Source organism: Rhizobium sp. No.120 (genome assembly GCF_054558365.1).
Genome location: NZ_BAAJNQ010000035.1, coordinates 1 through 11,522, shown reverse-complemented (window position 1 = coordinate 11,522; position 11,522 = coordinate 1). Strand labels below are relative to the sequence as shown.

Genomic DNA, 11,522 nt, shown 5'->3' with positions numbered 1-11,522 from the left:
TTGCGGCGCGCGGATGCGGCGGCGCTCCGGTTCCGGCGCAGTCAGCGGCTCGACGGCAGCAAGCTTCTCCTTCGCCTCCACAGCCAGGCGCTGGTAGATGGCAGTGCCCTGGCGCTTCCCAAGCCCGCCCTTCACATGAGAGCAGGCAGCCTGGGCTTGGGAGAGCCAGTTTGAATTTTCAGGAATGACAACAGGAGCCGCCCTGCAGCTTTCCGCCGTCACCCAGCTCGCGATTGTCCCTGCTATGCGCATTTTTATCCGCCGGAAGGTCCATCGAGATGTTGCTGGCGAAGAAGCCGTTCGGCTTCAATGTGAAGCCTGCATACTCGACCGGCATGATCGGAAAATCCTCCGGCTTGCAGACATGCGTGTGACCAAAGGAATGCCACAGGACAACATCGGCGTTTTCGATGTTGCGGTTCTGCTGAACATAGGTTGGCAGGCCGTCGCCGCCAGCATGGACATTCGGATAGTCACCGGAGGCGTATTTCTCCTTCGGATCGTAGGCCGTGACCCAGATATGCTTCTTGGCGAAACCACCGCGCTGAGCGACCGTTGAGCCGTCCTGCGCGAGCATGAGCGGGCTTGGCATGACGACCATCTTGTAGCCCGGCGCCTTGCCGACGGAATTGCGCTGATTGGGGTTCTGAACCTTCCAGTAGCGGCCGGTCTCGCCATTGGCGACAGCCGGACTATCCAGCTCGCGCTTCAGCATGCGTGTCCGCGTATCGAACACGTTTCCGTAAGGGTTGCTTTCACCCCACGGGCGCGGAACGAATTCATGTTCGCTGACCGTGTTGCCACCGCCATCGACATCCATGTGAAGACGCGCGTTGAAGAAATGCTGGTGCGTCGGGCCGCCGAGATTGTCGTCCACCATGCCGCCCCACTCGTAGGCTTCACCTGAAGCGACCGCTGCCGTCTGGATAATGCCCGTCAACTTGGCTTCGAGCTGGATCGTGCCATCCTGATAGAGATACCAATAGAAGCCATAGTCGTAGTTGCCGACAGTCGCGAAGAAGGAGATCACCAGCCGGCGTGAACGTCGGACCTCGAAAATGCCGTTGCGGAATTCGTAATGCTTCCAAAGAATGCCGAAATCCTCTTCATGCATGCAGATCGCGTTTTTCATGATCATCGGCTGGCCGAAATCGTCTGCCGAAGGCACATCGAAATAGTGAATGTGGCCGAGGCAATCGCAGCCGAGCTCCAGACAATTTGCCAATCGCCCCAGACCATATTCGCCGGCATCAAACGCGCTCTTCCAGTAGTGGTTGGCGGTCGGATCCGCATAAGGCACGACCATTTCCGTCACTGATGCGCGGAAGATGATAGGGCGGACCTTCCCGCCGTCCTTGATGGCGAGTTCGTGCAGGACGAGACCTTCACGCGGGGTGAAGCCGACGCGGAAGCTCCAGTTCTGCCATTCGACCTTCCAGCCATCGACCGTGAAGCTGGGACCCTCCGGCTGAACGATATCGAGCGGCTTGAGGTCCTTGCGGGTTTCCGGAAAGGCCTCCTGCCCGTAATTGCGTTTCTTGCGCGGAACGGGAATGACCTTCTCATCATCGACAAGATCCACCACGGTCTGCTTGATGAGATCGACCACGGCGACAACGCCCTCGATGGGGTGAGCATAGCCATTGTCGCGGATATCTTCGCGCCAGTAGGACACGGCGCGGACAATACGCTGCCCCTTTTCGAATTCGCGGCCGAAATATCCGGAAGAGAAGGGATCGATCTGCACGAGCGGGATATCCTCGTCCGTGATGCCGCGTTTCTTCACGGCGGCAAGCCAACGCGCATCGGACTTGACGATCCCTTCCACCGTCTCGAATTCGCAGAGCATGACGGGAGGTTGGCCGTAAGGCGTCTGGTCGAGCGGCAGCCGGACATGGGCAGCGACGGTTCCATTGGAAAGATCCACGATCGATTCATGGGTCTCGCCGGACGAAATATCCATCGAGAGAATGAATGCAAGGCGTGGCAAGCGCTCCCCGGAACGGTAGGCCGCAAGGGCGGTCTTATCAGGCTCTTCCAGCCTGATGATGGGGAAACGAACAGTTTCAGCCAGCAACTTCTCGGCTTTGAGAACGGCGACGGCTCTAGCGATCTCGTCGGAACTCAGAAGATCGAGCGGGTATGCGGTGTTAACGATAGCGTCCATGGGAGTACCTTTGTCATTGGACATTCGTGGCAGTAGCGCGCCAGCGTAAGTCCATCCTATCAATGGGAGATCCGGTTCGAGCAGATGTCATTAGCAAACACCATCTGATCGCCGTGGATGCAGTAGAGCCGGCAGAAGGTGTGCGCTTCAGCGGCAGCAGCCAGGGTGACGGCGACCAAAGCGGCGAAAGCGATTGTGGTCGGCCAATTGGAAGGATTGAGTTTAAATAGCGCGCTCATTCTTCAAACACCTTTCCAAGAGAAGCATAGCGATCAGGGCTGGATGCCTTGATCATCAGAGCGAGGCTTGCGCCCATAAGACCAGCGAGGAGGATGAGATAGGGAAGCGAGCTGACGATGATATTGGAAGTTCCCGCGAGAAGATCGAGATTGGAAATCACGAGCACCAGTGCTCCAAGCAGTCCAATGCCGGATAGAGCGGGCGCAAACTTCGTGGTCCACACACCGTGTCCCCTGTCATCACGATGGAAGAACATGATCACGGCAATGCAGACCAGAATCTGCACCGAGATGATACCTATGACGGCGAGCGCCGACATATAGGAGAAGACGACGGCGTAAGGATCTTGCTGTGTCAGAATAAAAGCCAGGAGAATGATACAGGCCGACACAGACTGAACCCGGCCGGCGACATGGGGCGAACCGTTTACGGCGTGGACCTTGCCAAGCATCCTGAAGGCAAGCCCCTCACGACCGAGCGCAAATAAGTAGCGATTGAGCGTATTGTGGAAAGACAAGATGCAGGCGAACAGGCTCGTAATGAGCAGGACATTCATGACGTTGGCAGACCACGCTCCGATGACTTTTGTGGACGCATCGAAATAGAAGGTCTGCAACGCGGCATTCGCGGCCGCCTGGACATGGGAAGGCCCATAATACTGCGTGATCGCCCAAGTCGAGAAGGCATAGAAGCAGGCGATAAGGAGCACGGAGATATATGTAGCGCGCGGAATGGTTATCTCGGGACGATGCGCCTCTTCGCCGAAAATGGCCGTCGCCTCGAAGCCGATGAACGATCCAACGACGAAGACTAGAGCAACGCCCAATCCCGGTCCGAACATGGTTGCGGGCGAAAACGAGGACGCGCTCAAACCCTCCGGCCCGCCGCCCGAAACGAGAATACCAAGATCAAGCAGCAGCAGGATTGCGATCTCCGCGAGCATGCAGATACCGAGTATGGTCCCGGAGAAAGCGATGTTGCGTTGCCCGCAAAAATGCACGATCAGCAGGAACGCGAAGGACCAAACCCACCAGGGGAGCGCAAGGCCGAGATTGGCAAACGCGCCTTGGGAGAAGACACCGATCAGGCCGTAGATCGCAACCTGAACAGCGGTGTATGTCAGAAGCGCCATGAACGCGCCGGCGACGCCAGCAGGCTTGCCAATTCCCCGCGTGATGTAGGAGTAGAATGCACCGGCGCCACCGATGTGGCGGCTCATGGCGGTGAAGCCGACGGAAAATACCAAATAAAGCAACCCGGCAAGAACAAAGGCACCGGGAACGCCGGGGCCGTTTCCGAACGCGAAGGCCGGCGGCGTTGCGCCGACAACGGCGGTCAGCGGAGCGGCAGCCGCGACGACGAAGAATACGATATGCGCGACCCCGACCGAATTTTTCGCCAGCCGGACGGAAGACGCAATTGTGGCGTCATTGATTGTCATGTTGAACCCCTTTTATTTTTGCTGATTTTTAAAAAAGGCTATGCTTGACAACGATCAAAGGAAATTGCTTTCCGCGCCAGGAATCCGATAAATTCCGCCACTTGGAAGACAAAAGCGAGCCTGAATCGATGCGCAGCGAAGAGAAAGACACATCAGTTGCAGCAACGATCAGAGCTTCGGTTCTCACTTCCATTATCGAGCAGATGGAAAAAGCCGGTCTGCGTGTGGAGCCGCTGATGCACCGCCACGGCATCGTGCGCCATCAGATTTCGGACCCGTATGCGATGGTGCCGATCTCTCGTTACATCGCGTTGTTTGAGGATGCGGCAAATACGAGCGGGTCTGCCCATATGGGCGCGCTCATGGGCAGCAACATAGCCCCGGGCGATCTCGGCCCGACTGGCGTGCTGCTCTCGGTTTCGCCCACTATCAGGCACGCCCTTCACCGCCTAACGCGCTATATCTCCGCGATCCAGGGAGCAACCACGACAGGATTGCAGGAATTTGACGGAAACTACATCTGGAGCTACCAGATTTCGTCGCCAGCTCTCTGGCCAAGGCGACAAGATAGTGAATTCACATTGTCGGCCTCTTGTCAGCTCATTCGGCTTTGTTTTTCCCGAAACTGGCGTCCGCTGGAAGTTCAGTTCGAACATCCGGAACCGCAGCATGCTGGCGAACTGGCAAGGATCTTCCGCGCACCTCTGAAATTTGGCCAGCCAAGCAACCGCCTCGTCATTTCCAGAGCCGATGCACAAAAGATCTACAGATCGGAGGACGCGGCGCTGGTTGCGGTTCTGGAGCATCATATTGCCGAACTTGCGACCCGGAGCACAGGGCCGCAGTCTTTGCCCTCGCGTGTGCGAGCCCTTATAGCGGCAAATCTCGGCTACCGGAAAATCACGATTCTCGATGTTGCGAAGGATCTCGGCATGGCGCCGCGAACGCTGCAGCGACGGCTGATGCGGGAAGGGTCCTCCTTGCGCGAACTTATCGAGGACTACCGCCGCGAACTCGCCGACAAGCAGATGCAAGCAAAACTAAACAAGAAGAAAATCGCCGATGCCCTCGGCTATGCGGACTCGACTGTTTTCTGGAGGGCTCGCAAGCGCTGGAGCAAGGACGAAGGCTGACATCCTCTGGCATGCCTGCCAATGTGACCTCAAGCCTCCCACACTGAGGGACGCCGGACCCGGATGTTGCGGAGCGCGCTGGTCCTGATTGGAATCAGGCCTTGTTTTGGCGACCATCGTCTTATTGCGCGACGACGGCACCAGCTGGTTGGTTAGCTTGCAATACCAGCGCACTTTCAGCGGGACTTGAGGTGATCGAGCCGATCCTGGCTCGCCGGTGTGGTCTCTTGAAGCTTGCCGGCCTCATTGATGAAATGGCGGCCAACATAACCATCGGCTTTTTTCGACAAGAGCAGATAAAGATCAGCAAACAGCCGCCGGGCCTGCTCGCCTGGCCAATTATCCGGCAGCGCGGACTTGGGAAGATGCGGCTCACGCAGCATGATCAAGCGATATTGATGGACAAGCAGCAGCCGGGCGATCAGGCAATCGAAGGCTGGCAACGCTGCGCAATCTCCGATGCGCCTGGAAAATGCACCGAACCGGGCAAGGAATTCGCGATACGCTTCTGCAAAGCGGGGCAAGTTCCATGCCTCTTCGGCAAATTCCCGCAAAGCGCCGTTCTCCGTCGCCAACTGCGCATCGAAGACAATGACGCGGCCCGGCAAGGTCGGTGCGGGATGCGTTCCCACTGCGAGGCGCGGGCTCAACCTCGCAAATCCCTCCCGCTCGAGACCCTGCATAACCTCCTCCGGAGAAGGCCCGTTGATCAGAACGAATTGCCATCGCACGGCAGGCTCAGGCCCATAGAACAGACCAGCGGCCTCAACGAATTCGGCTTGAGCGGCATTGGTAAGCCGATAGAAGCTGCGACGCCCTTCACGCTCACCCGCAAGCTGACCGGCTGCCACCAGTCGCGACACTGCAGTTCGCACCAGCGTCTCGGTGATCCCGATGTTCTTGCACGTCTCGATGAGATTGCCAATCCAGACGACGCCGCCACGCGGCTCGATGACGTCGCCATAGATTGTCACGATGAAACTCGCCGCCTTGATGGGCAGATCGATAAGGAGCGCTGCAACCGCTTCGCTCAACTCATGGCCGAGTTTGACGTTATCAGCCGACACCCCACCCCTGCTCCGCATTTGTCAATCGTTCGGGTTTATTAGCGTGAGACGCTCGCACTATTCAAGGCGAGTACGGACAGAGGCTTTATCGTGACACATTCGTCGGCAACGCCGTGGTGTATTTCACGCATTTCAGCGAGAAGTGCGATGACGAGCTCAGCACGGCTTCATGGGTCAGAATACCCCGCATCAATAGCCCTTCATATTCCCTGACATCGGCAACGACGGCACGGATCAGGTAATCCCACTCCCCCGACATGGAGTAGCATTCCAGCACCTCGCGATAGCTGGCGATGAACTGTTCGAAATCGCGGCGGGTCGCGGGATCATGGGTCTTCATCTTGACCTGGCAGAAGACATTCAGCCCCTTGCCGATCTTGTCGGGATCGACAAGGCGAACCGTCCGGCCAAGCACGCCCGCGCTTTCCAATGCCTTGATCCTTCGCCAGCAGGATGCGGGCGATGCGCCGACCTTTTCTGACAGCGCCGCCTGACTGATATCGCCTTCTTCCTGCAGGACGCGCAGAATCGCTCTGTCGACGTGATCAAGATCGAATTTTTCCATTCAAAAATCCGCCATAGATGAAACATCTCCTTCAAAAGCTACGGCAAAAACTGCAAAATTGAAAGGAATAGAGCTGACGCTTGAATTAAAATAGCTGGGCCATCTGTAGGAGGATCGTATGGCCCAGCTAGCCTTCAAAAGCCACGAGCGGAACTCGCCCGACGATCGCATCGACTGGCGCCGGGTTGCCTATCTCGTTCACCTCTCCCGGGCTCTCGACGAGATGGAGGAGAAGCGTCTCGTTCCGGAAAAGAAGGTTCTCTACCAGTTTTCCGCACGCGGACACGACATGGCGCAGATCCTACTTGGAATGCAGCTGACGAGCCTGCATGATGCGACCTGCGGCTATTATCGCTCGCGGCCACTTCTGCTTTCTCTTGGCGTCGATCCGGCCGATGCGCTGAGTTCAGCCATGGGCCGCGCCGGCGGCTATTCCGACGGACGCGACATCGGTGTCGTCTTCAACTATCCGAACCATTCCGGCGCCTCCGCCCTGCCCATGTGTGGCGGCGTCGGAGCACAATATACGCCAACGGCCGGCTGGGCGCAGGCGATGAAATATTATGCAACCACGCTCGGGCGCGCGGAATACGCGCGCGATATCGGCGTCGTGCTTGGCGGAGATGGCTCCGTTGCCTCGAATGGCTTCTGGGCAGCATTGACTGCCGCAACGACGCAACAATTGCCGATGCTGTTCTATATCGAGGACAATGGCTTTGGCATCTCGGTGCCATCGACGGCGCAGACGCCGGGTGGGAATATCGCAGCCAATCTCGCAAGCTGGAAAAACCTTGCAATATTCGATGGCGATGGCTGCAATCCCGCCGAGGCTGCGCATCTGGTGCAGGATGCCGTCTCGTTTGTTCGTGACGAACGCAAGCCGGCGCTTCTCAGGTTCACGGTTCCGCGCCTTGAGGGCCACAGTTTTCAGGACACGCAGGCCTATAAGAGCGAGGAAACCGTAAAGCGCGAATGGGAACGCGATCCCCTGCCGCGCCTGAAGGAATTTCTCATCCCCGCCGTGATGTCGATCGAGGAATGGAACGCCTGCGAGATCGAGGCTCGCGATATGGCCGAAAACGCGCGCGCAACCGCCGAAGAGCGGCCGGTTGCCGACCCCTCCTCCGTGACCCGCCATGTGTTCTTCGACGGCGATATGCAGGCGATGGGAGGGCAGCATCCATCCGGATACGTGCCTCCAGCGACAACTGATGTACCGGAAACCTCCGGCCCGCGCATCAACATGGTTACGGCTATTCGCAGAACGCTAGAACACGAGATGTCGATCAACGAGCGCGTCGTCATGTTCGGCGAGGATATCGGCCCCAAGGGCGGCGTGCATGCCGTGACCCTCGGCATGCAGGAAAAATTCGGCAGCGAGCGGGTCTTCGATACGTCGCTGTCCGAAGAAGGCATCATCGGCCGCGCCGTCGGCATGGCGCTCGCCGGCCTCGTCCCCATCCCCGAAATCCAGTTCCGGAAATATGCGGAACCGGCGACCGAACAGTTGAATGATTGCGGCACGATCCGCTGGCGTACCAACAATCGCTTCGCCGCCCCCATCGTAGTCCGCATGCCCGGCGGCTTCTTCAAATGCGGCGACCCATGGCACAGCCAGACCAACGAAGTGGCCTTCGTCCACCAGCCCGGCTGGAAGGTTGCCGTTCCCTCAAATGCTGAGGATGCCGTCGGTCTGCTGCGAACCTCGATCCGCGGCAATGACCCGGTCATCTTCTTCGAGCATCGAGCCATGCTCGATGATGCCTGGGCGCGGCGTCCCTATCCCGGCAACAACTTCGCACTGCCCTTCGGCAAGGCAAAACTGACGCGAACGGGCAGCGACATCACCATCATCACCTGGGGCGCCATGGTGCAGCGCTGCGAAGAAGCGGCCGATGGTATTTCCGCCGATATCCTCGACCTCCGTACATTGATGCCATGGGATCAGAAGGCCGTCCTTGCTTCGGTCGCCAAGACGCACCGCTGCCTCATCGTCCACGAAGACTTAGAAGCCGCAGGCTTCGGCGCTGAAATCGCCGCCGTCATTGCGGACAAAGCCTTCACGGATCTCGATGCACCCGTCTCTCGGCTCACCATGCCCGATATTCCAAGCCCGCATAATCCCGCTCTTCTTGACTGGGCTGTGCCCTCCACCGAACGGATCACCAAGCGCATTGCCGAAATCCTGGAGTTTTAGGAATGACCGGTATTATCGAAATCATGGCTCCGATGGAACAGGAGGGCACGAAAGCGGTTGTCCGAAACTGGCTGAAACGGATCGGCGATCATATCAACGAAGGTGACGCGCTCGTCGAGCTGGAAACCGACAAGGTGACCCAGGAGATATCGGCTCCTTGCGACGGCATCCTAAGCGAAATCGCGATGGAGAATGGCGACGATGCCACGCCGGGAGCGATCCTCGGACGCATGAGCATCGAAAACGTGAACGGTGTTACAGCGCAGGCGACCGAGACTCCGTTGCAGATACAGCCGGCCTCACCTGCCACAGCCTCCGCCGCTGCCTACTATTCGCCCGCCGTTCGCAAGGCCGCCGAGGAATACGACATCGACCCGGCCACCCTGAAAGGCAGCGGCAGGGATGGACGAGTGACCCGCGCCGACATGGATCATGCGCGGGAAATCGCCAAGCCGCATTCGCCTGCTCCGGTGTCGCAGCAGGCTGAGGCTGCGCAGATCCCGCCGACAGTCGCGGCTGACGGCAAATCTCGAACCGTACCCCATTCCGCCATGCGCCTTTCGATCGCAAGGCACATGGCCCAATCCTTGGCGACGGCACCGCAGGTCACCGCAGTTTTCGAGGCCGACTTCACGGCGATCATGCGCCATCGCGAAAACAGCAGGGACCGATTGAAGGCCGAAGGCGTGAACCTCTCCTATACAGCCTACTTCGTGGCAGCATCGGTTGCGGCCATGAAGGCCGTACCGGAGGTCAACAGCCAATGGCATGATAATAGTCTCGAGATCTTCGAAGACGTCAATATCGGGATCGGCATCGCATTGGCTGACCAGGGCCTCGTCGCTCCTGTGATCCGGCAGGCGCAGAAACTTTCGCTGGAGGCCATTGCCGTCCAACTTCAGGATCTGACGAACAGAGCGCGATGCAATGCGCTCAAGGCCGACGATATGAAAGGCGGAACCTTCACGATCTCCAATCATGGCGTTTCCGGCTCGCTGGTCGCATCCCCCATCATCATCAACCAACCGCAATCCGCCATCCTTGGCATTGGCAAGCTCGAAAAACGTGTCGTCGTTCGGGAGGTCGATGGAGCCGATACGATCCAGATCCGCCCGATGGCCTATGTGTCCCTGACGATCGACCATCGCTCCCTGGACGGTCACCAGACGAACGCATGGTTGACGGAATTCGTGCGAGCTTTGCAGGATTGGCCGCAATAGGGGAAGGGACGAGCCGATGAACAAGACAGCATTTTTCGACAGCCTTACGGAACAGAAGCCCGATCCCCTGCTTGAACTGATTGCCAAGTTCGCAGCCGACCCGAGGCCTGGAAAGATCGACCTCGGCGTTGGCGTCTATCGCGATGGAACCGGCCGCACTCCGGTCATGAAAGCCGTCAAGGCGGCAGAACATCATCTTTGGGAAACGCAGCAATCCAAATCCTATATCGGTCCGGAAGGCGATCCTGTTTTCTTGAAAGCATTGGCGGCCGAAGTCTTCGGCGAGCGCCATGGTGGCAAGCATCTCGCGGGAATTCAGACGCCGGGCGGGACTGGCGCCCTTCGTCTGATGGCAGAACTGCTTGCCCTCGACAAGCGGCGGAAAATCTGGATCGCCACGCCGACATGGGTCAATCACCAGCCGATCTTTGCCGCGGTCGGCCTTCAAATCGCAACCTATCGCTTCTTCGACATTGAAAAGCAAATCGTTCTCGTTGACGAGATGCTGACAACCCTGCGGAACGCTGCTCCCGGCGATGCCGTGCTGCTGCAGACGAGCTGCCATAATCCGACAGGCGCGGCGTTGTCGCAACAAAACTGGCGAGATATTGCCGACGTCATCGCTGCTAGGGGATTGATCCCGCTCTTCGACAATGCCTATCAAGGTCTTGGGCGTGGACGCGTTGAAGATGTGGCCGGCATGATTGATGTCATCGAAGCGGTTGGCGAGGCCATGGTTGCCGTCTCCTGCTCCAAATCCTTCTCGCTCTATCGGGAGCGCACAGGCGCGGCCTACCTCTTCAGCAATCAGCAGGCATGGTTGAACAGGGGCATCGGCAATCTCGCAAGCTATGCCCGCACCAGCTATTCCATGCCGCCAGCGCATGGGGCAGCTATTGTTGCTGCGATCCTGCAGGACCCTTCACTGTACCGGGCCTGGGTCGATGAACTCAGCGAAATGCGCAACCGCATAGCCGAAATCCGCCAGGCTGCCGCCGAAGCCTTTGCACAATTCCGTCCTAATCTCGCTAATATCGCTTCGCAGGAAGGCATGTTCTCCCTTCTGCCGATCTCTCCGGAAAATGTTCGGCGACTTCGCTCAGAGCATGGCATCTACATGCCGGATTCGGGTCGGATCAACGTGGCCGGGATGCAGGTTAGGGATATTGCATCCGTAGCCGAGCGCGTCGGTCCCTATCTGATGTGATGTCCGCAACAACGAGCGGTCGGCACGGGCCATGAACGGGCAGCTTGTCGCTTGCCCTTCACATCATGGAAGCGAGCAGGAACAAGAACTTGAGCTGGTTTGGCTCTCGATAGTTTCGCTGAACCACTCGCTTTGTTGAATTACTCAGCCGGCGACGATCTCCTCCAGCGCCAATGCTGCACCCAACAACCGGTCATCATGGTTTTTGGGAGCCGACAGCAGGAAGCCGACCGGCATGCTTGCCTCGCCCGCCCCGCAAGGCAGAGAGACGCCGCACCAATCGAG

General features: G+C 58.3%; 9 protein-coding genes and 1 pseudogene. 4 read left to right on the top strand and 6 right to left on the bottom strand.

Annotated features, from left to right (window positions below; all coding sequences use genetic code 11):
- Positions 1-178: 178 nt before the first annotated feature.
- From ACYJRZ_RS31585 to ACYJRZ_RS31575, 3 genes are read right to left on the bottom strand one after another with little or no spacing between them, the layout of a single operon-like run.
- Positions 179-2,167: a primary-amine oxidase gene (locus ACYJRZ_RS31585; RefSeq protein ID WP_459465433.1), complete on the bottom strand. Its 1,989-nt coding sequence runs from the start codon at positions 2,165-2,167 to the stop codon at positions 179-181.
- A 59-nt stretch (positions 2,168-2,226) separates the two neighbouring features.
- Positions 2,227-2,406, bottom strand: a complete 180-nt coding sequence (locus ACYJRZ_RS31580; protein WP_459465431.1) for a hypothetical protein — start codon at positions 2,404-2,406, stop codon at positions 2,227-2,229.
- Positions 2,403-3,848, bottom strand: a complete 1,446-nt coding sequence (locus ACYJRZ_RS31575; protein WP_459465429.1) for an APC family permease — start codon at positions 3,846-3,848, stop codon at positions 2,403-2,405. The genes ACYJRZ_RS31580 and ACYJRZ_RS31575 overlap by 4 nt, the downstream gene beginning before the upstream one ends.
- Before the next feature lie 128 nt (positions 3,849-3,976).
- Here ACYJRZ_RS31575 and ACYJRZ_RS31570 point away from each other — a divergent pair, with 128 nt between their 5' ends.
- The gene (locus ACYJRZ_RS31570) at positions 3,977-4,981 is read left to right on the top strand and encodes an AraC family transcriptional regulator (RefSeq protein ID WP_459465427.1); all 1,005 of its coding nucleotides are present in this window, start codon (positions 3,977-3,979) and stop codon (positions 4,979-4,981) included.
- 176 nt (positions 4,982-5,157) lie between these two features.
- Here the strand turns inward: ACYJRZ_RS31570 and paaX are convergent, their stop codons facing one another.
- A complete protein-coding gene (paaX, locus tag ACYJRZ_RS31565) occupies positions 5,158-6,048 on the bottom strand; it encodes a phenylacetic acid degradation operon negative regulatory protein PaaX (protein WP_459465425.1) in 891 nt (296 codons plus the stop codon).
- Positions 6,049-6,133: 85 nt separating this feature from the next.
- Complete coding sequence (locus ACYJRZ_RS31560; protein ID WP_459465423.1) at positions 6,134-6,613, bottom strand: Lrp/AsnC family transcriptional regulator; 480 nt, start codon at positions 6,611-6,613, stop codon at positions 6,134-6,136.
- 118 nt (positions 6,614-6,731) lie between these two features.
- Between ACYJRZ_RS31560 and ACYJRZ_RS31555 the strand changes: the two genes are divergently transcribed.
- The 3 genes from ACYJRZ_RS31555 to ACYJRZ_RS31545 are packed head-to-tail and all read left to right on the top strand — an operon-like array spanning position 6,732 to position 11,237.
- Positions 6,732-8,810 carry an alpha-ketoacid dehydrogenase subunit alpha/beta gene (locus ACYJRZ_RS31555; RefSeq protein WP_459465421.1) on the top strand — a complete coding sequence of 693 codons (2,079 nt, stop codon included), beginning with the start codon at positions 6,732-6,734 and terminating at the stop codon, positions 8,808-8,810.
- A 2-nt stretch (positions 8,811-8,812) separates the two neighbouring features.
- Complete coding sequence (locus ACYJRZ_RS31550; RefSeq protein ID WP_459465419.1) at positions 8,813-10,030, top strand: dihydrolipoamide acetyltransferase family protein; 1,218 nt, start codon at positions 8,813-8,815, stop codon at positions 10,028-10,030.
- A 16-nt stretch (positions 10,031-10,046) separates the two neighbouring features.
- Positions 10,047-11,237: an aromatic amino acid transaminase gene (locus ACYJRZ_RS31545; RefSeq protein ID WP_459465417.1), complete on the top strand. Its 1,191-nt coding sequence runs from the start codon at positions 10,047-10,049 to the stop codon at positions 11,235-11,237.
- A 144-nt stretch (positions 11,238-11,381) separates the two neighbouring features.
- Here the strand turns inward: ACYJRZ_RS31545 and ACYJRZ_RS31540 are convergent.
- Positions 11,382-11,522, bottom strand: a pseudogene (locus tag ACYJRZ_RS31540) (amidase); the annotation flags it as partial.

Coding starts and splice junctions, on each gene's coding strand:
- ACYJRZ_RS31560 (WP_459465423.1), bottom strand. CDS start 6,613: ATGGAAAAATTCGATCTTGATCACGTCGACAGAGCGATTCTGCGCGTC.
- ACYJRZ_RS31580 (WP_459465431.1), bottom strand. CDS start 2,406: ATGAGCGCGCTATTTAAACTCAATCCTTCCAATTGGCCGACCACAATC.
- ACYJRZ_RS31575 (WP_459465429.1), bottom strand. CDS start 3,848: ATGACAATCAATGACGCCACAATTGCGTCTTCCGTCCGGCTGGCGAAA.
- ACYJRZ_RS31550 (WP_459465419.1), top strand. CDS start 8,813: ATGACCGGTATTATCGAAATCATGGCTCCGATGGAACAGGAGGGCACG.
- ACYJRZ_RS31570 (WP_459465427.1), top strand. CDS start 3,977: ATGCGCAGCGAAGAGAAAGACACATCAGTTGCAGCAACGATCAGAGCT.
- ACYJRZ_RS31585 (WP_459465433.1), bottom strand. CDS start 2,167: ATGGACGCTATCGTTAACACCGCATACCCGCTCGATCTTCTGAGTTCC.
- ACYJRZ_RS31555 (WP_459465421.1), top strand. CDS start 6,732: ATGGCCCAGCTAGCCTTCAAAAGCCACGAGCGGAACTCGCCCGACGAT.
- ACYJRZ_RS31545 (WP_459465417.1), top strand. CDS start 10,047: ATGAACAAGACAGCATTTTTCGACAGCCTTACGGAACAGAAGCCCGAT.